Raw genomic sequence first — 24,272 nt, 5'->3', positions numbered from 1 at the left:
CATTGATGTCTTTTTATATTTTAGCTTTACAATATAACTACAATCATTAATTATGAAAAAGAATAACTGGTCACAACTAGAGTTAATAAATAATACTGATCACCCTAAAAAGAGATTCGAACTCAAGGTCGAAAATGAAACTATATTTATTGAATATATACTTACTAGTGATAATTCTATATACCTTACCCACACTGAAGTCCCTGTATCAATGGAAGGAAAAGGGTTAGGGAGTACTATTGTAAAGAAGACATTACAATATATACAAGAAAAAAAATATAAAATGATACCACTTTGTCCATTCGTAGCTGCTTATATTAAAAAGCATCCAAAAGAAGCAGATGGAATATTAAAAGATGGATATTCTATTAAATAAGAAATATCAGTCATTTAGCATTTGCCAAAGTCTATCTTTAAGCTCTTGCAAACCTTGTTGAGCAACAGAAGAAATAAATAAATACGGAACATTCAATTGAGCATCTAGCTCTGATTTTAGTTCCGTTCTCAGTTCATCATCCAACATATCGCATTTAGAGATAGCTATCAATCGTTCTTTGTCTAATAAATCCGGATTATACCTTCTTAATTCATCCAATAGGATTTCATATTGTTCTTTAATATCTGGAGCATCTGCAGGAACTAAAAACAATAATGTAGAATTCCGTTCTATATGTCTCAAAAATCGATGACCAATTCCTTTACCTTCAGCAGCTCCTTCTATGATTCCAGGAATATCAGCCATCACAAATGTTTGAAAATCTCTATACTCTACAATACCTAGATTTGGTTTGAGTGTGGTAAATTCATAATCTGCAATCTTAGGTTTTGCCGATGTAATAACAGAAAGCAAAGTAGATTTTCCTGCATTCGGAAAACCTACTAAACCTACATCTGCTAATATTTTTAATTCTAATGTGATATCAAATTGTTGCCCTTCTATACCCGGTTGCGCATATCTAGGAGTTTGATTTACTGAATTTTTAAAATGCCAGTTTCCACGACCACCCATTCCACCTTCAGCGATGATAATTTCCTGTCCTTTCTCTGTAATTTCATGAAGAATCTCTTGAGTTTCTGTATCACGGATCACAGTTCCTAAAGGGACATCCACATATACATCATCTCCATCAGCACCACTACTCCTATTTTTACTTCCATGTCCTCCATGTTCTGCTCTAAAATGCCTTTTAAACTTTAGATGATAAAGCGTCCACATATTTGGATTCGCTTTTATGATAACATGACCTCCACGTCCACCATCTCCTCCATCGGGACCACCTTTGGTAATATATTTCTCTCTATGTAAATGCACCGATCCTTTACCTCCATTTCCGGAAGTAACATGTAATTTTACATAATCTACAAAATTTCCTTCTGTCATAATACGCTACCTAATTGTTCTAACCAATTGATTAGAACCTTTTGAATTTGAAACCTTTTACAAAAAAAAACAGAGATTTAATACTCTGTAACAATACGTCTATAATTTATCTATAACACTACTTAATCGATCTGTAATCTCAGTGATGCCACCTACTCCATCAACTCCAAAATACTTATCCTGTTTTTGGTAGTAATTCTTTAGTATCGCAGTTTCGTTATAATATACTTTAATACGATTTCTGATCACACCTTCATCAGCATCATCAGGGCGACCGGATGTTTTTCCTCTTTCTAATAAGCGATTAACTAACACCTCATCGTCTACCTCTAAAGCAACCATTGCACTAACTTCTGCTCCTTTAGAAGATAACAATTCTGCTAATGATTCCGCCTGAGCTTCTGTTCTAGGAAATCCATCAAAAATGAAACCTTTAGCATCTGGATTTTTATCTACCTCAGCATTCAACATATTAATTGTTACTTCATCTGGTACTAATTGTCCTTTATCAATATATGATTTTGCTAATGTTCCTAATTCAGTAGCATTTTTTATATTATATCTAAACACATCTCCTGTAGAAATATGAACTAGATCATACTTTTGTTTTAAAACTTCAGCTTGTGTTCCTTTTCCTGCTCCTGGAGGTCCGAATAACACTAAATTTGTCATGTTGTTTTGTTTTAATTGGTAAACTTCTGTAAGATTACGACCTAAACCATCATAATCTAGTCCGTATCCTACAATAAATCTATTGGGGATCTCTATCCCTATATAATCTATCGTATATTTTTTAGTATAGGCTTCAGGTTTAAAAAATAAAGTAGCAATTCTTACCTCTTTACACCCTTTATCTTTAAATATTTTTAACAATTCTACAATAGTATTGCCTGTGTCTACAATATCTTCTAGAATTATAACGGTTCTATCAGTTACATCTTCCTTTAATCCTATAAGCTCCTGAACAGAAGAAGTAGTTTCTATTCCTTCATAAGACGCTAATTTCACAAAACTTACTTCGCAATCGTAATCAAATCTTTTAAGCACTTCAGACACAAACATAAATGCACCATTAAGAACCCCTATAAAAAGAGGTTTCTTATCAGATAAATCTCTATTAAGTTCATCGGATATTTTATCTATTGCTTTAGTTATTTTATCCTCTGCAATAAATGGCGTAAACTGTAAATCATGTAGTGTAATCATTGTCTTTATAAGATTATCACAGTAACCGTTTCGTTTTCAAAGGCGCAAAGATAGTGATTACAAACAACACTTATAATAGATATCTACTGCATTTGCCGTACAATATTGAGGTTTTTACTTATTAAAAATTTATTTTTGTCCCCTAAGGCAAAATAAGATACTCCAAAAAATGACAAACTATTTTTCGTCAGACTTTAAGTTAGGTATCCTGGGTGGTGGTCAATTGGGCAAAATGATGCTCTACGAAACTCGGAAGTATGATATCTGTACCTATGTTCTGGACCCCAACCCCGATGCTCCTTGTAGAATTGCATGTGATCACTTTCAACAAGGTGATTTAATGGATTATGATACTGTATACAACTTTGGCAAGAAAGTCGATGTACTCACTTTTGAAATAGAAACAGTGAACATTAAGGCATTAGCCAGACTAGAACGAGAAGGAAAAAAAGTATATCCTGATTCTAAAACATTAGAAAAAATTCAAAATAAAGGGAAGCAAAAACTATTTTACAAGAATCAAGAAATACCTACTGCTCCTTTTGTCCAGTTTTCTAACAAAGCCCATTTAACAGAAGGTATTACTAGTGGAAAAGTTAAACTACCTTTTGTATGGAAAAGTACGCAAGGAGGATATGACGGAAAAGGAGTTTCTATTATTAGAACAGGCGCTGACATCGCTAAATTACCGGATACAGAGTGTATTGCAGAAAAATTGATTGATTTTAAAAATGAACTAGCGGTAATTGTAGTACGAAATCCCCAGGATGAGATTAAAACATATCCAGTAGTAGAAATGGAATTTCATCCAGAAGCTAATCAAGTAGAATATGTTATTTGCCCCGCAAGGATAGATGATAAGATAGCTGAAAAGGCAAGAACAATTGCCGAAAATGTTTCTAAAGCTTTTACTCACGTTGGTTTATTAGCTGTCGAAATGTTTCAAACAAAGGATGATGAAATTTTAGTTAATGAAGTAGCTCCAAGACCTCATAATAGTGGACACTACAGTATCGAAGCTAGTTATACCAATCAATTTGAGCAACATATACGAGCAATACTCGATTTACCACTAGGAAATACAGAAAGTAAAGTTGCAGGAATAATGGTGAATCTTGTTGGTGCGGAAGGGTATACAGGAAATGTTGTATATGAAAATATCGACACTATTATGAAAATGAAAGGCGTTACTCCTCATATCTATGGAAAAAAACAAACACGGCCTTTTAGAAAAATGGGACACGTAACTATCATTAATGAGGATATAGCTGAAGCCAGAAAAATTGCAGAAAAGGTAAAAAAAACCATAAAAGTAGTCAGTAAATAAGTTAATTCATTATTGCTAGCGTAATGATATATTCTTATTGAATTTTTAAAAAATATAATAAAATTAGATACATGAGTAAAGTAGGAATCATCATGGGAAGCACAAGTGATATGCCAGTGATGGAAAAAGCAATCGAAATTCTACAAGGTTTTGATATTGAAGTAGAAGTCGATATTGTATCAGCACATCGCACTCCTGAAAAATTATTTGATTATAGTAAAAAAGCTCATACTAGGGGGATTTCTGTTATTATTGCTGGTGCTGGTGGAGCGGCACACCTTCCTGGAATGGTTGCTTCTTTATCTCCGTTACCGGTTATAGGGGTACCTGTAAAATCAAGGAATTCTATCGACGGCTGGGATTCTGTTCTTTCTATATTACAAATGCCTGGAGGCGTTCCTGTAGCAACTGTAGCTTTAGATGGCGCAATGAATGCAGGAATTCTAGCGGCGCAAATTATCGGAGCATCCGACACTTGTATATTAGATAAAATTTTAGTCTATAAAGAAGGTCTGAAACAAAAAGTAATCGAAGGCGCAAAACAGATAAAAAAGTAAAAAAGAGTATTGCAAAAAAAAGAGTCGCTCCTCAGCGACTCTTTCCAATATCAGGTCTTACAATAGAATATAACAATATTTATTAACCAACTTAAATATATTACACAAAAAATTCATCGTAAGACCATACTCTTAAAACCTGATACAAAGGTAATCCCTTACTTTAATTACGCAATAATTATCTGTCAAAACTTATTAACATTTTCGATAAATTACATATTTTATCGCTAAAACGCATAAAACGTGCGTTTATTGCATGTTTTTTTTAGAAAAAACATACATTTTTCAATATTCTCTATCCAAATAGTAGGTTGTAAACCAAAAATCAACAAAAAAGAGCTACAATAATTGTAGCTCTTTCAATATATTTGGTCTTCACAAAGCGTATTATTGATATCCATACCCCTGATTACAATAATGTGTTTATTACTTTGTTTAGACCATTACTAATAAACCTACACAAATGTAATCGTATCCTATACGTTGGTGTCAAAAAATAAAACAATTAGAAAGGCATTTATCGACAACGAACACAGTTTCTCGACAAAAGCACACATTATTCATAAAAAATATAGATAAATAATGAAAAACCCATTATTAGAATTATTCGACCTAGCACCTTTTTCTAAAATAAAACCTGAACATTTTTTACCAGCTATTAAAAATGCAATCTCAATTGCTAAACAAGAAGTAGACACATTGGTTAAAAACTCTGAGTCCCCTTCTTTTTCTAATACAATAGAGAAATTAGAATATAGTGGAGAATTATTAGACAGAGTTACCAGCATATTTTTTAATCTAAATAGTGCAGAAACTAACGATGAGATTCAAAAAATCGCTCAGCAAGCTTCTCCATTACTTTCTGAATTTAGAAACGACATTGCCTTAAATGAAGATCTTTTCAAAAAAATTGAAGCTGTATATAATATTAAAGATGAATTAGATCTTTCTCCAGAACAAAACACTTTATTAGAAAAAAGATATAAATCATTTTCTAGAAATGGTGCAAACCTTCCCGCTGACAAAAAAGAACAGCTAAGAGAAATTGACAAAGAGCTTTCCCAATTAAGCTTAAAGTTTGGAGAAAATGTACTTGCAGAAACGAACAAGTTCGAAATGTTGTTAACCAAAGAATCTGACCTTTCTGGTTTACCCGAAGGAGCTAAAGAAGCAGCAAAAGCTCTTGCCGAATCTAAGGAAAAACAAGGATGGATGGTTACTCTCGATTATCCAAGCTATATTCCGTTTATGACATACGCAGATAATAGAGAATTAAGAAAAAAATTGTCTCTGGCATTTGCTTCAAAAGGTTTTAATAATGATGAATTAGACAATCAAGAAATTGTTCTTAAAATAGCGCAATTAAGACATAACCGTGCTCAAGTTCTAGGATACACTTCTCATGCCAATTATGTTTTAGAAGAACGCATGGCAGAAACTCCAGAAAAAGTATTCTCATTCTTAAATGAAATTCTTGATAAAGCTAAACCAGCCGCAGAAAGAGAGTTTAAGCAATTAGAAAATTTTGCTAAAGAACTTGACGGAATTGATCAATTACAAAAATGGGATGGAGCGTACTATTCCGAAAAATTAAAGCAAAAACTTTTTGATCTAGACGATGAAAAGCTAAAACCATACTTTAAGCTAGAAAATGTTATCGATGGGGTTTTTCAAGTAGCTTCCAATTTATTTGATCTACAATTTGAAGAAACGGATCAGGTAGATAAATATCACGAAGAAGTAAAGACATATAATGTAACTGACACTAAAGGTAATTTTATTTCTGTTTTTTATGCGGATTTCCATCCAAGATCGGGAAAACGAAATGGTGCTTGGATGACATCTTATAAACCACAGATGAAGAAAGATGATCATAATATAAGACCTCATATTTCTATTGTATGTAATTTTACTAAACCTACACCGAGTAAACCATCTTTATTAACATTTAACGAAGTTACTACCCTATTCCACGAATTTGGTCACGCACTACACGGAATGTTAGCTAATACTACATATCCTGGTCTATCAGGAACCAGTGTGTATTGGGATTTTGTTGAACTACCATCTCAAGTTTTAGAAAACTGGTGTTATGAAAAAGAAGCGCTGGAATTATTTGCTAAACATTATGAAACAGGAGAAGTAATTCCGATGGAAATGGTACAAAAGATAAAAGATTCATCCACTTTTATGGAAGGAATGGCAACCATGAGACAACTAAGTTTTGGGCTATTAGATATGTCTTGGCATTCGCAAGACCCAAGTAATATCAAAGATGTAAAAGCACACGAAAAGAAAGCTTTTGAAGGAACTTCGTTATATCCAGATGTAGCAGAAAACTGTATGAGTACTTCTTTTTCTCATATTTTTCAAGGAGGTTATTCTGCCGGTTATTACTCTTATAAATGGGCAGAAGTATTAGACGCAGATGCTTTTGAATATTTTAGAGAACATGGGATCTTTAATAAAGAAATAGCTACTAAATTTAAAGATCACGTATTATCCCAAGGTGGTACAGAGAATCCAATGACTTTATACAAACGTTTCCGAGGACAAGAACCAAAACCTGAAGCACTATTAAAACGTGCTGGATTGATTAAGTAATAATTTTTTAAAAACAATTCATAAAAAAGGTGCTTCAATGAATTTTGAAGCACCTTTTTTGGATTAAGGTTCTGAGGATATTGATCGTCTTATTTAATTACTAGCGTACAAACAACTAACTTCTCTTCTAATCAGGCTACTATATTCTGATGCAATTCGAAACATGATGATAAGGTAATTCTACAATAACATTTATTACCTGACCTAACTTAATAGTGAACTTTTTTCAATCTAAAAACACTATTTACTCACATAACTAGACCAAACATATCTAATATTCATCTTCCATGACTCTTATATTCAAAAAAAACAAGGGAATATTAATAGAATAATAAAGTCATTTTTTTTGATTCTTAACAAGTCAGTATTTAATCTGTAAATTACACAAAATCAATGTGTTATAAAAACGGCTTCTCCACAAAAAAACAACTGTACCACAACCTTTTAGCTTATGGCTTTAACATAATTGAAAAAATTAAACTTTCAAAAATTACTGAAAGTTTAAAATTTATTATATATTTGCTCTATGAATTACACAGAAGCAAAAGATAAGTTTATATCCACCTGGGGGTCATTAGGTACCTTGTGGGGAATCAATAAAGCAATGGCACAAATCCATGCGCTACTATGGATCTCACCTGAACCTTTATCGATGGAAGATATTATGGAAGAATTACATATCTCCAGAGGAAACACAAGTATGAATTTACGCCAACTTATGGATTGGGGTATCGTCTTTAAAGAAAGTAAACCGGGAGAGAGAAAGGAATATTTTGCTTCGGAAAAGGATGTACAAGAACTCGCAAGACAAGTAGCAAAAGAAAGAAGCAGACGAGAAATAAAGCCAGTTATTAAAGTATTGAAAGAGGTATCCGCGATTGAGGACGATGGAACAAAAAAAACAGAAGAATTAATTAAGCAAACCAAGGCTTTATACGAATTAGCGGATAGTGCTGATACAATGATGAATAAGATAGTGAATCAAGAATCTAATTGGATTACTAAAACTTTGATGAAACTAATTAAATAAGAACCATAATATAATAAAAGAGATAAGGGAAGCAATTCCTTTTCTTTTTCAAATTATATTTCAAAAATTATTGAAACTTTAAAACTATTAGAATTATGAAAACAATACATAACATTAACAAATGGAGTTTTATTATCACCTTAATTCTTTACACTACCATCATAGGAGGTTTATTAGCTCAAATGGCACTTGGTGTTATTCAGGTTGTTCTAGGAGTAATAATATTATTCCATTGGAAAAAACTTAATATCAAAATAAAACGACACCTTCTAATATATTGGTTCATAGTTTTAGCATATGGCCTTTTATGGACAACAGATATATTTAATACTTGGAGAACTAATTCAATGGTGATGGATCCTTATATTTTATTTATCTGCATCATACCTATGTTAATCGCATCATACTCCGTATACATAACTTATAAAAGTAAAATAAACATTAATGAATTTAAACCTAGTTACATATAGTATATACATACTGATTACTGTTTTTATCATTATAAAAGTAGGATTGGTTTGCTATCGAAATGGAAACATTTTTGTAACCCATTTGGTTCCTAACGACATGGATTTCTGTTTAAGAGTAAACAACATTCTCCTATTAGGATACTATCTCATAAACATCGGATATACCGTAATTACTTTATCAGATTGGACTACTGTAAATTCTATTTCACAATTGATAGAAAGTTTATCAAGAAACACAGCAATCATTATCTGTATACTTGCAATCTTACATTATTTCAACTTATTCTGGATAACAAAATTTATTAAAAACTTTAAATAACTACAAATACAACAACTATATGGAAACTTCTAAAATTTTTATTGGATACATCATCTACTTACCTATAGCAATTGTACTTACATACTTTGTATCTAAAACTTTATTCAAAAATGGAAAAACTTTTATGATTGATATTTTTAAAGGTAAAGATGATATCGCGATTGCAACCAATCGTCTTTTTGAAGTAGGTTTCTACCTTTTAAATATTGGTTGGGCATTATTAATTCTAAAAATTGATAGCTACCATTTCAATGATACTTATCAAAATTTAATAGAAATATTAAGCTTCAAAATTGGTGGGTTTTCTATCTACTTAGGGTTAATGTTATTCTTAAATATGTATCTATTCTTTAGAGGAAGAAAAAAATCCAAACAAAAGACTCCCATTGTGACTCAGGTAATAAGACCCAATAATCCTCAAGTTCAATAATTAAAACATATCATTATGAGTACTACACTTCCATTATTACATAAAATTAGATTTCAAAAATCAAATAAAGAAAAACTGATTGAACTTTATGACGAAGCAACAGAAGATTATGAATTCTGGAGTAAAGATTTTAATATGCATTTCGGGTATTATATCCCTTTTAAAACAACATTGCTCAAAAGAGATACAATGCTTAATGAAATGAATAATCAAGTTTTTAACCGATTACTGTTCAATAAAAAAAATGGCATTGTTGCGGATTTAGGGTGCGGAATAGGCGGTACCATGAAGTATGGGTTACGCAAATATCCTAGAATCAACATCTTAGGAGTTTCCCTTTCTGATTTTCAGGTAACTGAAGGGAATAAAAGACTAAAAAACATGAATGGTCTTATTCTTAATGAAAACTATAATAGTACCTCTTTTACTCCGAACAGTTTTGATAGTGCATATGCTATAGAAAGTTATTGCCATTCTGGACATAGTACTGTTGCTTTTAAAGAAGCATATAGGATTATTAAACCAGGTGGAAAATTAGTTATAGCCGATGCTTTTCTTAAAAAAGATGTAGAACAATTATGTCCAGGAAGTCATTATTGTTATCAGCAATTATGTAAAGGATGGAGTTTAGAAGGTCTAGGTAGCATACAAAATGTAAAAGAATCCTTAGAACAAATCGGTTTTAGAAATGTATCCATAGAAGATATTTCTTTTAGAGTAGCTCCTTCTGTATTACATGTGCCTTTTGCTATTATGGGTTTTATTTTCAGAAAGTTTTTTAAGAGAGAAAAATTAAAACTCCAAAGTTGGAAAAATCTTAAAGGTTCTTTATTTGCTTTACTTTCTGGATTGCATATGAAAAGTTTTGGGTACTACATTATAACAGCCGAGAAATAAACCTATGAGTCTACTTCAAATAACATATCGTTGGATATATATAATTATTGCTACGTTACTATCAACATTAGTGTTATATCATTATGCAAAAGAGCTGCCCGAGTTAATTCCTAATGACAATCTAATAAAAGAAATAGTAATGTGTTCTGGTCAACTAGTTTGGCAAGGTAGTATCATTATGATTTTTATAAAGAAAAAAATTCATAGTTACTTATATAATATGATTTCAGTTTCTTTATTAGGATCTTTAGCATTAATCCCTTTGATATTGTTGTATAAACAAGAAGTAATTGTTCTAGAAATTAAAATTTTACTTTTCTTATTAGTTGTATGTCTTATGATATTAGATCATACTAGAAGAGTCAAAAAACTTAAATTACCTGGGTATCTAACTGTCACCTGGATAACCTATAGATTATTATGGCTACCCATATTATTATTTTAAATTAAAAAACATGAAAAAAATAGTTATTGCTGCAGGAACCGGTTTTTTAGGAAACGTACTCGTCGATTATTTTAAAACTAAAGTTGAGACCATTGTCATTCTAACCAGAGGAAAGAATAAAATTGAAGGTACTATTAAATATGAGCATTGGGATGGTAAAACTATAGGAGCTTGGAGAAACGAATTAGAAGGATCTGATGTGTTAATTAATATGACAGGAAAATCTGTAGACTGTAGATATCATCAAAAAAACAAAGATCTAATTCTTTCTTCTAGGGTCGTATCTACGAATATATTAGGTGAAGCTATAGCATCTTGTGAACATCCACCAAAAGTATGGCTTAACTCATCCACAGCAACCATCTATAGACATTCTTTAGATAAAGAAATGGATGAAATCGATGGCGAAATTGGAACAGGCTTCTCTGTTAATGTAGCTACCAATTGGGAAAATGCTTTTTTTACGCATAAAACTCCAAAAACTAGAAAAGTCGCTCTCAGAACTTCTATAGTATTAGGAAAAAATGGTGGTGCATTACAACCTATTCTCAATTTGGTAAAAATTGGTTTTGGTGGAAAACAAGGAAAAGGAAATCAAAAATTTAGTTGGATTCACGAAACTGACTTTGCGCGAAGTTTAGAATTTATTATAGAAAATGAAGAGATCCAAGGTCCTATTAATATCGTTGCACCTAAACCAACGGACAATAATAATCTTATGAAAACATTACGAAACGTAACAAAAGTTCCTTTTGGAATTCCACTACCTAAACCACTTTTGGAAATTGGTGCGCGTATTATTAAAACCGAAACTGAATTAATTTTAAAAAGCAGAAACGTTATTCAAAAAAAACTATTACAAAATGGTTTTCAATTTAAATATCCAGATTTAGTAAACGCTACTAAAGAATTAACTAATAAGTTATGACCACAATCCGATTATATACCAAAATAGAAGCCCCGATTAAAGTTGTTTTTGATGCAGCTCGAAATATTGATATACACATGGGTTCCGCTTCGAAAACAAAAGAGGTCGCTATTGCTGGTAAAACTTCTGGATTAATTGATCTCTATGACACAGTTACCTGGAGAGGAAAACATTTTGGTTTATACCTAAAACATCAAAGTAAAATAACATCATTAAGGCATTCTACTTATTTTATTGATGAAATGATAAGTGGCCATTTTAAAACTTTTAAGCATCAACACATTTTTAAAGAATTATCAAAGGGAACTGAGATGATTGACGTTTTAGAATATACAACCCCTTATAGCATATTAGGAAAAATATTTGACCAAATAATTTTAAAAAAACACTTAACTAAATTTCTAAAAACAAGGAATCAATTTATCAAGTTAAAAACCGAACAATCTACTATACCATAAATAAGAGTTTACCTGAAAAGCAGTAGTAAAGCATGCTGAATTTACCATCGTGGGCAATTCTGGTGGAGTCTAATTACGAACGTCATTAATCACAACTAGTTTTTACTCATTCAAACATATCGGTACTCACCTCCCAGGCAAACAACTTCCAAATCAGTTATAAATTCTATTCATCAATACCAAAGCAATAAATACGCACTTCTCCCGATGTACCCATAATATTATTAGCTTCAATACCTTTGTAAATAGGCTGAAAAGCATACTCACCAGGAACCAGTGATGGCATCATAATTTCATAAAGATTTCCATCCATTTTTTTAAGTTCGGGAACGATTAGATGTTGACTTATATCTTTACTACCACCTCCCATAGAATTTCCTTTCTGTATAAATCTTCTATATTTTTTTCGCTTCTTTACCACATCTGCCTTAGAGATAATTACAATATCAAGAGGGTCAATCCCTTCATCTAAGGACATAATAAACTTAGGAACATCATTAGATTTAAATCTAACACTAGAATATTTACTATTAAAAATAGTTAAGTACTGGTTTACTCCTCCATAACCAAAACCGATAGCTTTGGCTTCAATTTTAGCACCTTTACGTTCGAATGATGTTACCTCGCCATCTTTCATAAAATATGGAACAAAGTTTTTTTCAACCTCTTGTGCTTTTATTCCGTTTGACAATACTAATTGAATAATTAAAAGAAATGTAATTTTTTTCATCTGACTGTTTTTTAAAAAAATGATATGCACAAACATAGGGTCATATCGATATTAAAAAAATACCCAGTTACTGGTATTTTGTTGGGTTCTTAATACACCTTTCCCTTAATTCAATGGTTCAAACTTATTTGAGATTCAACTTTTTATCCTATTTTTGGAGAAAAGAGCAAATAGACTATGCCTACAAACACGATAGACCCTAATACGTGGATTGACAAATACAGTGATTATTTATTTAATTATACCATAGTAAGAGTCGACGACAGAGAAATTGCGCAAGATTTAGTGCAGGAGACCTTTTTTGCAGGTCTTAAATCAATGAAAAACTTTAAAGGAGAAGCCAGTGAACGTACTTGGTTAATTTCAATATTAAAAAGAAAAATCATTGATCACTACAGGAAAATAAATAGTAATAAGGGAAAGGCAGAAGTACGAATCAACTATACGAATGATGGCGAAACTGAAGGAGATTGGTTAGAAGAAAGAGTAGCTGACCCTTTTGACCAAAATGCTGAAGGTAAAATTGAAAACACAGAATTAGGGGTTGCCATACACAATTGCATTGGTAAATTACCAGAAAAACAAGCTCGTATTTTCTCTATGAAAACGATTCAAGGATTTGATACAGAAGCAATCTGTAATGAATTTGATATCACTGCGTCTAATTTATGGGTGATCATTCATCGTGCTCGTACAGCGATGGCGGAATGTCTAGAAAAAAACTGGTTTTAATACACATGAATAAGGAAAACAAAATATTTGTAAGTTGTGAGAATGCAAATCACATTTGCGATAAAAACCAATATAAAGAAGCCTCTTTTTGGGAAAAAGTAAAATTAAATATTCATTTAATTTATTGTAAGGCTTGTAGAAAATATTCGTCTAAGAATACGAAACTAACTAAATTATTTAAGGATCCTAAAGTGATAAATATCAATCAATCCGCTAAAGATACTATGAAAGAACAGTTAAAGAAAAAAATGTCAGAGCTGGAATAAAAAAAGTTAATAACACCCCAAATAATTAGTTAAAAAATTGTAATGAAAACGAGTAACAATTTATTTGTATCCTGCGAACAAGCAAAATACATTTGTGATAAAAATCAATATGGTGAAGCATCCATTATGGAAATCATCAAATTAAATATTAGGTTAATCTATTGTAAAGTAACACGTGCATATTCTAAAAGAAATACTAAGCTTACCAAAACAATAAGCAAATCTAATGTTCAAGTAATAGAAACTTCTGTAAAAGAAGAAATGAAACAGGCTTTGCAAAAGAAATTAGCCAAATAGGCTTTGCATCAGAACCAATGTAAACAACCACATAATCGGAATACTTTCTACCCAAAAGGAACAAAAGTATTCCGATTGTTTTTTATCAGTACCCCATAAAAAAAGTAAACTTACAATTGTAATCAATACCGTGGTTAAAATTTCTGCAAAGGAAAGATCGTCTTTAAATGCTGTTAATAGTAGAAAGATAACCAATAATATACTTCCAAAAACCTTAGTTCTAGTAATTCCAATTTTCTGGGGAATCGTTTCTAATTCTCTGCTATCATATTGCAAATCTCTTATTTCAAAAGGTAACATTATTACCACTATGAACAAGAAACGTTGAATAATTTCAATAACCATGTCAAGACCTAAACTTCCTTCTGCATAGAGCATAGGCACTAGAACAGTAATTCCTGTCCAGGTTGTTCCAATAATAAAAATCTTAATCCCTGCAACACTTCTTAAATTTTTTTTATTTGGAAAAACTGGAACCGTATAAAGAATCGTCAGCAGTACAAAAGGAAATAAATACATCAATATATCTAAAGATAATTGAAAAGTAAAATATACAAATATCACTAAACAGATACTTGTTAATATTTTGATTCCAGTCATTGATTTTGTTAATCGCTTATGATACAATTTCGAAATCGTGGCATACTTTACAAAATTATATGCGACAATAGTTCCAACAAAACTGAAATACACATACATATCACCTTCCAAAATCTCGAACTTCAAAAAAGTAAGTTTTACCAAGGAAGCCACAGCTAAAGCCACGTGAATACTACTATTTAGATAAAAATTAAATATACTTTGTATGGTTTTCACTTTGCTAATTTAGGGGAATCTGTTAATAACACCCTAAGTTGGTTAAAAACTTACTAGTGTTAGGTTAATTTATTGTGAAAATTTTATGGATTAAATATGTACTTTTGCGCTTTAAATCTCAACTGTTTTTTTGCTATGAAAACTGACTCATTTAAACTACGTCATATTGGGCCTTCAGAAAAAGATCTAGGTGACATGTTAAACACCATCAAAGCTGATTCTATAGATCAACTTATCTTCGAAACGGTACCAGATGATATTTTATTAAAATCACCCTTACAGCTAGATGAAGCTATGAGTGAGCAAGAATATTCTGCTCATGTGCAACAGTTAGCTGCTAAAAACAAAGTATTTAAAACTTATATTGGTTTAGGATATCACGAAGCAAGTTTACCCGCAGTAATACAACGTAATATTCTAGAAAACCCAGGTTGGTATACTGCGTATACTCCTTATCAAGCAGAAATTGCTCAAGGTAGATTAGAAGCTTTATTGAATTATCAAACGATGGTTTGTGATCTTACAGGAATGGAATTAGCCAATGCCTCTTTACTTGATGAAAGTACAGCTGCTGCAGAAGCTATGACCATGTTATTTGCAGTGCGATCTAGAGCTCAGAAAAAAGAAAACGTTGACAAATTTTTTGTTTCTCAAGAAATTCTACCGCAGACACTTTCGTTGTTAAAAACAAGAGCAATTCCTTTGGGAATTGAATTAGTTATTGGTGATCATACTACATTTAATTTTTCTACTGATTTTTACGGTGCTATTTTACAATATCCAGGAGTATCTGGTCAAGTGTATGATTACGCATCTTTTGTAGAAAAAGCGCATCAATCAGAAATAAAAGTTGCTGTTGCTGCTGACATTCTTAGCTTGGTAAGCCTTAAATCTCCAGGTAGTTTTGATGTTGATGTAGTAATTGGAACAACACAGCGATTTGGAATTCCATTAGGATATGGAGGTCCTCATGCAGCATATTTTGCAACAAGAGAAGCATATAAAAGAAATATTCCAGGAAGGATCATTGGAGTTACCCAAGATATGAATGGAAATCGTGCTTTGCGTATGGCGTTACAAACACGTGAACAACATATCAAACGTGATAAAGCTACTTCAAACATTTGTACAGCTCAAGTATTACTTGCTGTAATGGCAGGAATGTATGCTGTATATCACGGTAAAGACGGACTACAATATATCGCCAATAAAGTAAATAGTTCTACTACAAGTCTTGCAAATGCTATAACCAAACTAGGTTATAAGCAACTAAACACCGTATTCTTTGATACGATTCGATTTAAAGCAGATACTAATAAAATTAAAGAAATAGCTGAAGCTCAAGAAGTAAACTTTTATTATCCAGATACAGAAACTGTATCCATCTCTTTGAATGAAGCTACCACAATTGTTGACATCAATAATATTGTATCAATTTTTGCAAAAGCTTCTGGAAAGGAATCTATCAAGATAACAGCAATTGATGCTGCCACGAGTATTCCTGATTTTGTAAAACGAAATACTGAATTCTTAACAAACGATGTATTTAACACCTATCATTCTGAAACAGAATTGATGCGTTATATCAAAAAACTAGAACGTAAAGATCTTTCTTTAAATCATTCTATGATTCCTTTAGGTTCTTGTACAATGAAATTAAATGCCGCATCAGAAATGCTTCCGTTAAGTAATGCACAATGGGGTAATATACATCCGTTAGTTCCTGTTGAACAAGCTCAAGGATATCAGGAAGTATTAAAAAAACTAGAAAATCAATTAACAGAAATAACTGGTTTTGCTGCAACTTCTTTACAACCTAATTCAGGAGCACAAGGAGAATTTGCCGGATTAATGGTTATCCGTGCTTATCATGAATCCAGAGGAGATCATCATAGAAATATTTGCTTAATCCCTTCTTCTGCTCACGGGACAAATCCTGCATCAGCGGTAATGGCGGGAATGAAAGTCGTAGTAACAAAAGCAACCGAAGAAGGAAATATAGATGTAGAAGATCTTAAAGAAAAAGCAGAGAAATACAAAGACAATCTTTCTGCACTAATGGTAACATATCCATCCACTCATGGAGTATATGAATCTGCTATCAAAGAAATTACTCAAGTAATTCACGATAATGGAGGACAAGTATATATGGATGGTGCTAATATGAATGCTCAGGTGGGATTAACTAATCCAGGTGCTATTGGAGCAGATGTATGTCACCTAAATTTACATAAAACGTTCGCTATTCCTCATGGAGGTGGTGGACCAGGAGTTGGACCTATCTGTGTAGCCAAACAACTAGTTCCTTTTTTACCAGGAAACCCAGTTATAACTACGGGAGGTGATCAAGCGATAACTGCTATTTCTGCAGCTCCTTGGGGATCTGCTTTAGCTTGTTTGATTTCTTACGGATACATAACAATGTTAGGAGCACAAGGTTTAAAAGAATCGACAGAGTACGCCATTCTAAATGCTAATTATATCAAGGAACGACTAGATGGTCATTATAGTACACTATATTCTGGTGAACGCGGCAGAGCAGCTCACGAAATGATCGTAGACTGTAGACCATTTAAGGCACACGGAATAGAAGTTACGGATATCGCTAAGCGATTAATGGATTATGGATTCCATGCGCCTACTGTTTCTTTTCCTGTTGCAGGAACTATTATGATCGAACCAACAGAAAGTGAAAGTAAAGCAGAACTGGATCGTTTTTGTGATGCGATGATCAGTATTCGTCAGGAAATTTCGGAAGCAAGTTCTGATAATCCAAACAACATAATGAAAAATGCTCCGCATACAATGGCAATGCTAACAGCAGATACATGGGACTTCCCATACACCAGAGAGCAAGCTGCTTATCCACTAACTTATGTTGCAGATAATAAATTCTGGCCTACAGTTAGACGTGTGGATGACGCTTATGGTGATAGAAATCTAATTTGTACTTGTACTCCTATTGAAGAATATATGGAGGAAGTATAAATTTATATACTAAGCAATAAAATTGCCTGAGACTTAGAATGATAGTCTCAGGCAATTTTTATTTTATAACTAAATGGTTTTTAGAAAGCCCTTGACAGCTTTCCAATAGCTTTCATTATCCGAAAACCTTTCCCAAAGCGCTCTAGAACCATGATTCCCTTTAGTCTTAGGTAAAAAGAATTGTTTTTTTTCTGAGGTAATTGCATTATAGATTCCTGACCAACTCTTTTTTTCATTTTGTGCAGAAGTAATAAATACCGGAATCTTAATGTTAGCAGCACTACTAGTAATATAATTCTTTTCGCCAAAATATTCCCCAGGAGAAAACGACAATACTCCGTTCACAACATCTGGATAATCTCCTGCATATTTTAATACTAAAGATGAAGAATATGAACTTCCCCAAATAATAATTTTCTTAGGCTTATATGTCTTTTTTACATATGCAATAGCAGATTCCACATCTTGATAAGCATCCTTAAATTCAGTTTGCTTACCTTCTGTTTTAGCAACAGTGTTCGTTTTATTTGTTATATCATTTACTGAACCTCCTGATCGTTGATCAACAGCAAAACAATTATACCCTAATTTATTTAGTTTTGGAGCAATCTCCATATATTCCCCTCTACTCCATCCTGCCTGATGAAAAAGAATAATAAACGGATCACTTTCTTTGGCTTCATATAGATCCGCGGTCATCATTAATCCATCTTTAGACGGAAAATCAATTGTTTTTTGACCATACAGTGATACTGTTAAAAATATGATTGCTGAAGTAAGAATACTTTTCATAGAAAATAAATAATTAGTTAAGACCATACCGTCGTTAAAATACTAAATTACTTACTTGATTAATCTTATTGTTTTGTTATAGTTTCTAGAGCTATTATATAGGGACAATATTTCTATCTCCATTTTTACGGAGATAACTTTTAATTATTTTAGTGGTATGATACGTATGCTTCTGAAGATTCAAGAAATTATCAAAATCTTCTATAGAAACAATTTGTTCATCTTCTTGAATATATCCAAACCCCTTATAAATCCCATCCTGTATCATTACAAAACTTTGTTCATTAAAAGTTCTCCCTTTTTCCTTTATAAAATAACTTTTTTGATCTCTCCTAAGAGAAGACAATGCTTTTTGCACTCTCATATTATACAACGCAACAGACTCATTTCCAATACAAATACCTTTACAGTTCTTAATTTTATAATGAGAGCAGTTATCTGTAGTGCTCTGCAGACTACAATACCTAGGACATAATTGAAACATTTCGCAAAGCTGTTCCAACTTCTCTATCGCTTCTGCTCTACTATAAAAAATCTCCACAGAGTGATCAAACGTTTGTGATCTATCTATAGCCAATTGCACAACACCTTTTCTATTCGTATAAAACATAATACAATATGGAGCTACTGGTTTTTTCTGAGCTCTATTAAATTTCGGATAGTGCTTTTGAATTTTTTCTGATTCTAATAATAGCGCTACTAATTCGTTACCAGTAACCTCATAATCTATGGCATATGTTTCCTGACCTAGAGCATATTCTTTATTTTTTTTATCATAAAAATGACTAATGACACGTTGTTTAATATTCTTCGCTTTACCTGCATATATCACTTTCCCTTTTTGATTTTTAAACAAATAAACCCCCGTTTCTTCGGGCAATACATCTATATTTTCTATTTTAAGATGAGGAGGTAATGTTGCTTCTTTAGATCGTACATTTAAAAACTTATTGATAATTTCAAATTCTGGATCAAGACTAAGAATGCGCTGAAACAAGATAACAGTAGCATCTGTATCGCCTTCTGCTCTATGTCGACCTTCTAATGGAATATTAAGTGAGGAACACAATTTCCCTAAACTATAAGAAAACATACCGGGAATTAACTTTCTAGATAAACGAACTGTACACAACTTCTTACGAACAAAAGAATATCCTAAATTTTTAAATTCACCTTTGATCACATTATAATCAAAGTTCACATTGTGAGCCACAAAAACAGCATCCGATGTCATCTCTATAATTCGCTCTGCAATTTCGTGAAACCTTGGTGCATTTCTTACCATATCATTATCTATTCCTGTTAATCCCGTTATAAAAGGAGGAATATGACATTCAGGATTCACCAAAGAAGTAAATTTATCCATAACAATATCGTCTTTTAGCAATACAATACAGATTTCTGTAATGCGATTACCATTAATGCCTTTACCCGTAGTTTCGACATCAATAATAGCATATAATTTTTCTGACATTACATTTCTTTTGAAATGCAAATCTAAAAGAAATATTCGATATTTGGAATTTTTCCTTTTACAATGGAATTTTTCCTAAACAAAACTTATAGTAAACATAAGAGAAAATTGTTGCCTATAATCTTTGATATAAAACACTAACTATTATCTAAGAAGATAAGCAGCTAACCGAGTCGCATTCTCCTGATATGTATTCGCATAAGAAACAGGAAGTTCATTCTTTTTATAATAGGCAGTCAAGGTTTGTTTAGAGACAAAACTCATTGTTGCTTTTGAGTAACATTGAATCAATGCTTCTAATTTAAAAGAAACCGCAGCCGCTGCAAATTTACCCTTAGTCTGTCTAGTAATAATAGCAATATGATCAGGTTTAACAGTATCAAAAAAATTATGAATCTCCTTTAGGAAAGTCTGAACATCCTCGTTTTTTTGATCATCGATAATTTCTACATATTTATCCTTACCTGTCAGATTTATATAGTTACCCAGTTCATCCTTAGACAACACTACAGAGATGGCTCTTTTTTTATTTATTTCGATTCCGATTACTTTCATTTTATCAAAGTTAGTATATAATTTCTAAAAGATATCCTCTAACATTTATTTGAAAATCTCATTTAACAAAACCAACCTAGAATGATATAAGCTTTCTTAATAATTTATTCTTATACATCAGGAATGCAACCACTCTTATTTATTCAATTAATTAACGAAATTAATATTTCTATCACATTTAAAGTAAAACAAAATTGACATATCATTAAAAAACATTAAATTGGTCAACCAATTTAAAACACAAAATTAATACTAGCTTTTAAAACCTAAAACATCAAACCAGAAATTCGAAGGCTAGCTCATTTTTACAACTAAACTATTTAACACATTTTATATGAAAAATCTTCGCACATTTTGGTCTGAAAAAAAATATGATTTTGCCGTTTTTCCCAATACAGGGTTACTAAAAAAAAGAAGGCTGAAAGAATTATTTATAATTTCTTTTCTGTTTTCGTCTCACATTTTCGCTACTGAATACACAATTAATTCAATATATGATTTCAACAATTTAAGCTTATCTCCAGGTGATGTTGTTATTTGGGAAGATGGAGTTTATAATGATGATGAACGACTTGTATTTAGAGCTAATGGTACCTCATCAAATCCAATTACATTAAAAGCCGAAACTCCAGGTGGCGTTGTTTTTAATAATGGACTACAAATGGATATTGCTGGGAATTATTTAATAGTCGAAGGGTTTCATTGGAAAGGAGGTTACGGAGCTAGTAATTTCATCCAATTCAGAAATGGAACTACATATGCACAAAATTCTACAATACGAAATTGCGTAATTGATGGTTTAGGGGTTGAACCAGGCGATGCCGCAGAAGCCGAACAAGATGGAGCAATCGTGAAACATAGGTGGATTGTATTATACGGAAACAATAATAGTGTATTATATTGTTCTTTTTTAAATAAATCTAATGCTGGTGCCTTAGTGCTAGTAGAACTAGAGTACAATGCAGAAACTAATCGATGTGACATTGTCGGTCATACAATAAGCAACAATTATTTTTACAAATATGAAAAAATGGATCCTTCACTATCAAATTCTGGTGATAGTGAAACAATTCGCGTGGGTACAAGCGAATTCCAAAATGTAGATTGTAGAACAACAGTTAGTAATAACTATTTTGTTGAAGCTGATGGAGAAAATGAAATTATTACTAATAAAAGTGACAATAACATTTACCAAAACAACACTTTTAGAAGATGTAGAGGTTCTCTAACACTACGTCATGGTTCTGGTGCTACGGTAGAAGGGAATTATTTTTTAGGAGAAAATGTTGATGGAACAGGAGGAATTCGAATCGTTGATAGTGATCATTCGATTATTAACAATTACATTCAGGATTGTATTACCGTTATTGATCAAGCAAAATGGAATAATGGAATTACATTTATGGGAGGTTCCACCAATTCTCAAGATAATTGCAACTCCACAAGTGTTTCTAATGGATATCAAAAATCAGAAGATATTACTGTTTCAAACAACACTATAGTAAATACAAATGCACCATTATTTTTTAATGGAGATAAGGGTACAAGTAGTAATACCGGTAACGTTTCTAACAATGTTGTTTTCTTCTCTAATAACTCATCAAATATTACCGATGTTATAACCGAAGATGATCCTGGAGATTTTTCAGATATCGGTTCTTCAGTAACTTATTCCGGAAACGTATATAACAATACAAGCTTAGGGGCATCTGTTAATGGGTTTTCTCCAGCAAATTTATCCGCTAGTAGTAATGGTGAGATTTTTAATATTTCTGGCACTAGTGCAGGGTCCAACATACCACAATCTCCTTACTCTAATAATGATGTAGGATCTAACGTTGGTGCTTGCTTTGTTAATTCTATTGGAAATCCTCTTGGTTCTTGTAGTAACACACCACCAACTGATATATTAGCCGTATCCAACATTGATGATTTTAGTGCTAGTTCTCAAAGCAAAACACTCACCATAACATCCAACGTTAACTGGACAATATCTGATAATAGTTCTTGGATTACTGTAAGCCCTTTATCTGGAACAAATAATGGAGATGCTACAATAACGGTCACTGCTAATTCCCAAAACACCTCCAGAACCGGGATAATAACGGTGGCTGGAGGTTCAATAACTAGAACTATTACAATTACGCAATTAGGTATTGTATCAGACATTTTGATAGATTCTGTGGTTCTTACACCCAACGATACCACTCTTGAAATTGGAAATACATTACAGTTAACAGCCACCATATCTCCATCGGACGCAACCAATCAAAATATTACTTACACCAGTAATAATCCAACTGTTGTAACAGTTAATTCGAATGGATTGATTAGCGCCACTAATGTTGGAGAAGCCGTTATAACAGTTACAACAGATGACGGAGGATTCACAGACACCACTACTATAAATGTAATTACCCCAACAACAGGAACAAATCTAGCTTTAAATAAACCAATCACTGCTACAGGTACACCAGATAGCAATAATATTGCTTCCAATCTTGTAGATAATTCTACTACGTCACGTTGGTCTGTTAATGGCTTTCCTAATTCCTTTACAGTAGACCTTGGAGCTATTTATAGTATTAATAAAACAGAGCTGGTTTTTTACCAAGATAGAGCCTATCAATATACCATAGAGATAGCTACAGAATCTAATGGGCCATACACGGAAATAATTGACAGAAGCAATAACTCAACTCCTGGAACCGTTGCTGCTCCCGTAACCGATCTATTCTCTCCTGTTAATGCTCGTTTCATTAAAGTAGCTGTTTCCGGAGCGTCAGGTTATTCAGGACCTTGGATTAGTATATTAGAATTTAGAGCTTTTGGTTCTTCTATTGATACTCCAAATTGTATTGCAGGAAGTAATCTATCATTAAACGCAAACCTTTCTAGTTACAGCAACCAACAAACAGAAAATCCAGCAAGCAATATTTTGGATGACAATACCGATAACAGATGGTCTGCAGAAGGGTTTCCGCAAAACGCGGTAATAGATTTAGGAGAAGAATATACTATCAACGAAATTAACTTATATCCGTATAATGACAGAGCATATCAGTTCATTGTAGAAGGTTCTAGCAACTCCCCTACTTCTGGTTTTTCCATTTTAACAAATGCTTCCAATAATACCTCTGGCGGCTCAGTAATTAACAGGGATTTTTCGGAGCAATCAGTTAGATATGTCAAACTTACAATAACAGGTGCATCTGGATATTCTGGCAATTGGTCATCTATTAAAGAATTTGAAGTAATCTGTTCTGGTAGTAGTCAAAGTTTATCAAACAGAAGCGAACCTTTAGAGAATAATGAAATTTTGATATATCCGAATCCTTTTACAACAAACCTTACGATTCAATTACCAAAAAACAATACCGAAATTACCAAAGCACAAATAATAGATGTATTTGGTAGAGAAGTTGCTGGTAAATCTATACCGAACTCCTCATCTAACAACGTTAGTTTTATCACAAACTTACCTAAGGGTATTTATTTCCTGAGGTTATTGAACTCTGCAAACAAAGTAATTAAAACGAAAAAAGTAATTAGTAATAATTACTAAAAAAT

Annotated in this window: 23 protein-coding genes; 16 read left to right on the top strand and 7 right to left on the bottom strand. The window is 32.3% G+C overall.

Features of this window, described 5'->3' with window-relative positions; translation table 11 throughout:
• The first annotated feature begins 52 nt into the window (after window positions 1-52).
• On the top strand, window positions 53-376 hold the full coding sequence (locus J8L88_RS11220; RefSeq protein WP_027392602.1) for a GNAT family N-acetyltransferase: 324 nt from the start codon (window positions 53-55) through the stop codon (window positions 374-376).
• A gap of 6 nt (window positions 377-382) precedes the next feature.
• Here the strand turns inward: J8L88_RS11220 and obgE are convergent, their stop codons facing one another.
• Window positions 383-1,381: a GTPase ObgE gene (obgE, locus tag J8L88_RS11215; protein WP_027392603.1), complete on the bottom strand. Its 999-nt coding sequence runs from the start codon at window positions 1,379-1,381 to the stop codon at window positions 383-385.
• A gap of 99 nt (window positions 1,382-1,480) precedes the next feature.
• Window positions 1,481-2,587: an adenylate kinase gene (locus J8L88_RS11210; protein ID WP_081415575.1), complete on the bottom strand. Its 1,107-nt coding sequence runs from the start codon at window positions 2,585-2,587 to the stop codon at window positions 1,481-1,483.
• Between the two features lie 169 nt (window positions 2,588-2,756).
• On the opposite strand from J8L88_RS11210, the gene J8L88_RS11205 reads away from it, so the two are divergent.
• From J8L88_RS11205 to J8L88_RS11160, 10 genes are all read left to right on the top strand, one after another.
• Window positions 2,757-3,914 carry a 5-(carboxyamino)imidazole ribonucleotide synthase gene (locus J8L88_RS11205; protein ID WP_211060776.1) on the top strand — a complete coding sequence of 386 codons (1,158 nt, stop codon included), beginning with the start codon at window positions 2,757-2,759 and terminating at the stop codon, window positions 3,912-3,914.
• Window positions 3,915-3,985: 71 nt separating this feature from the next.
• The gene (purE, locus tag J8L88_RS11200) at window positions 3,986-4,471 is read left to right on the top strand and encodes a 5-(carboxyamino)imidazole ribonucleotide mutase (protein WP_027392606.1); all 486 of its coding nucleotides are present in this window, start codon (window positions 3,986-3,988) and stop codon (window positions 4,469-4,471) included.
• A gap of 582 nt (window positions 4,472-5,053) precedes the next feature.
• Window positions 5,054-7,075 (top strand): M3 family metallopeptidase, encoded by a 2,022-nt coding sequence (locus tag J8L88_RS11195; protein ID WP_027392607.1) that lies wholly within the window; start codon window positions 5,054-5,056, stop codon window positions 7,073-7,075.
• Window positions 7,076-7,601: 526 nt separating this feature from the next.
• A complete protein-coding gene (locus J8L88_RS11190; RefSeq protein ID WP_027392608.1) occupies window positions 7,602-8,105 on the top strand; it encodes a GbsR/MarR family transcriptional regulator in 504 nt (167 codons plus the stop codon).
• A 95-nt stretch (window positions 8,106-8,200) separates the two neighbouring features.
• The gene (locus tag J8L88_RS11185; RefSeq protein ID WP_108802932.1) at window positions 8,201-8,575 is read left to right on the top strand and encodes a hypothetical protein; all 375 of its coding nucleotides are present in this window, start codon (window positions 8,201-8,203) and stop codon (window positions 8,573-8,575) included.
• A 338-nt stretch (window positions 8,576-8,913) separates the two neighbouring features.
• A complete protein-coding gene (locus tag J8L88_RS11180) occupies window positions 8,914-9,324 on the top strand; it encodes a hypothetical protein (RefSeq protein ID WP_108802930.1) in 411 nt (136 codons plus the stop codon).
• A gap of 15 nt (window positions 9,325-9,339) precedes the next feature.
• Entirely contained in the window at window positions 9,340-10,221 is an 882-nt protein-coding gene (locus J8L88_RS11175) for a methyltransferase domain-containing protein (RefSeq protein WP_211060775.1), read from the top strand.
• Between the two features lie 4 nt (window positions 10,222-10,225).
• Complete coding sequence (locus tag J8L88_RS11170; protein ID WP_118387223.1) at window positions 10,226-10,666, top strand: hypothetical protein; 441 nt, start codon at window positions 10,226-10,228, stop codon at window positions 10,664-10,666.
• Between the two features lie 10 nt (window positions 10,667-10,676).
• Complete coding sequence (locus tag J8L88_RS11165; protein ID WP_211060774.1) at window positions 10,677-11,594, top strand: TIGR01777 family oxidoreductase; 918 nt, start codon at window positions 10,677-10,679, stop codon at window positions 11,592-11,594.
• On the top strand, window positions 11,591-12,052 hold the full coding sequence (locus J8L88_RS11160) for an SRPBCC family protein (protein WP_118387227.1): 462 nt from the start codon (window positions 11,591-11,593) through the stop codon (window positions 12,050-12,052). Before J8L88_RS11165 ends, J8L88_RS11160 begins: the two co-directional genes overlap by 4 nt.
• A gap of 166 nt (window positions 12,053-12,218) precedes the next feature.
• On the opposite strand, the gene J8L88_RS11155 is transcribed toward J8L88_RS11160, so the two are convergent.
• Window positions 12,219-12,782: a hypothetical protein gene (locus J8L88_RS11155; protein WP_118387229.1), complete on the bottom strand. Its 564-nt coding sequence runs from the start codon at window positions 12,780-12,782 to the stop codon at window positions 12,219-12,221.
• Between the two features lie 177 nt (window positions 12,783-12,959).
• Here J8L88_RS11155 and J8L88_RS11150 point away from each other — a divergent pair, with 177 nt between their 5' ends.
• From J8L88_RS11150 to J8L88_RS11140, 3 genes are read left to right on the top strand one after another with little or no spacing between them, the layout of a single operon-like run.
• A complete protein-coding gene (locus tag J8L88_RS11150) occupies window positions 12,960-13,514 on the top strand; it encodes a sigma-70 family RNA polymerase sigma factor (RefSeq protein WP_027392615.1) in 555 nt (184 codons plus the stop codon).
• Between the two features lie 5 nt (window positions 13,515-13,519).
• Window positions 13,520-13,780: a hypothetical protein gene (locus tag J8L88_RS11145; protein ID WP_035085016.1), complete on the top strand. Its 261-nt coding sequence runs from the start codon at window positions 13,520-13,522 to the stop codon at window positions 13,778-13,780.
• A gap of 42 nt (window positions 13,781-13,822) precedes the next feature.
• Window positions 13,823-14,077, top strand: a complete 255-nt coding sequence (locus tag J8L88_RS11140) for a hypothetical protein (RefSeq protein WP_211060773.1) — start codon at window positions 13,823-13,825, stop codon at window positions 14,075-14,077.
• On the opposite strand, the gene J8L88_RS11135 is transcribed toward J8L88_RS11140, so the two are convergent.
• Window positions 14,066-14,893 carry a hypothetical protein gene (locus tag J8L88_RS11135; RefSeq protein WP_211060772.1) on the bottom strand — a complete coding sequence of 276 codons (828 nt, stop codon included), beginning with the start codon at window positions 14,891-14,893 and terminating at the stop codon, window positions 14,066-14,068. The genes J8L88_RS11140 and J8L88_RS11135 overlap by 12 nt on opposite strands.
• 135 nt (window positions 14,894-15,028) lie before the next feature.
• Here J8L88_RS11135 and gcvP point away from each other — a divergent pair, with 135 nt between their 5' ends.
• On the top strand, window positions 15,029-17,881 hold the full coding sequence (gcvP, locus tag J8L88_RS11130; protein WP_211060771.1) for an aminomethyl-transferring glycine dehydrogenase: 2,853 nt from the start codon (window positions 15,029-15,031) through the stop codon (window positions 17,879-17,881).
• A gap of 69 nt (window positions 17,882-17,950) precedes the next feature.
• Here the strand turns inward: gcvP and J8L88_RS11125 are convergent, their stop codons facing one another.
• The 3 genes from J8L88_RS11125 to J8L88_RS11115 all read right to left on the bottom strand — a co-directional run bounded on the left by J8L88_RS11125 (window position 17,951) and on the right by J8L88_RS11115 (window position 20,702).
• Window positions 17,951-18,673 carry an alpha/beta hydrolase gene (locus J8L88_RS11125; RefSeq protein ID WP_158594433.1) on the bottom strand — a complete coding sequence of 241 codons (723 nt, stop codon included), beginning with the start codon at window positions 18,671-18,673 and terminating at the stop codon, window positions 17,951-17,953.
• A gap of 94 nt (window positions 18,674-18,767) precedes the next feature.
• Window positions 18,768-20,147, bottom strand: coding sequence for an exonuclease domain-containing protein (locus tag J8L88_RS11120; RefSeq protein WP_027392620.1), 1,380 nt, complete (start codon window positions 20,145-20,147; stop codon window positions 18,768-18,770).
• Between the two features lie 144 nt (window positions 20,148-20,291).
• Complete coding sequence (locus J8L88_RS11115; protein WP_118387235.1) at window positions 20,292-20,702, bottom strand: DUF3010 family protein; 411 nt, start codon at window positions 20,700-20,702, stop codon at window positions 20,292-20,294.
• A 334-nt stretch (window positions 20,703-21,036) separates the two neighbouring features.
• Between J8L88_RS11115 and J8L88_RS11110 the strand changes: the two genes are divergently transcribed.
• The gene (locus J8L88_RS11110; protein WP_211060770.1) at window positions 21,037-24,267 is read left to right on the top strand and encodes a chondroitinase-B domain-containing protein; all 3,231 of its coding nucleotides are present in this window, start codon (window positions 21,037-21,039) and stop codon (window positions 24,265-24,267) included.
• Window positions 24,268-24,272 lie beyond the last annotated feature (5 nt).

Source organism: Aquimarina sp. MMG015, from assembly GCF_018100855.1.
In the GTDB taxonomy this organism is placed as follows: Bacteria; Bacteroidota; Bacteroidia; order Flavobacteriales; family Flavobacteriaceae; genus Aquimarina; species Aquimarina latercula.
This window is presented reverse-complemented; position numbering and strand designations above follow the sequence as displayed.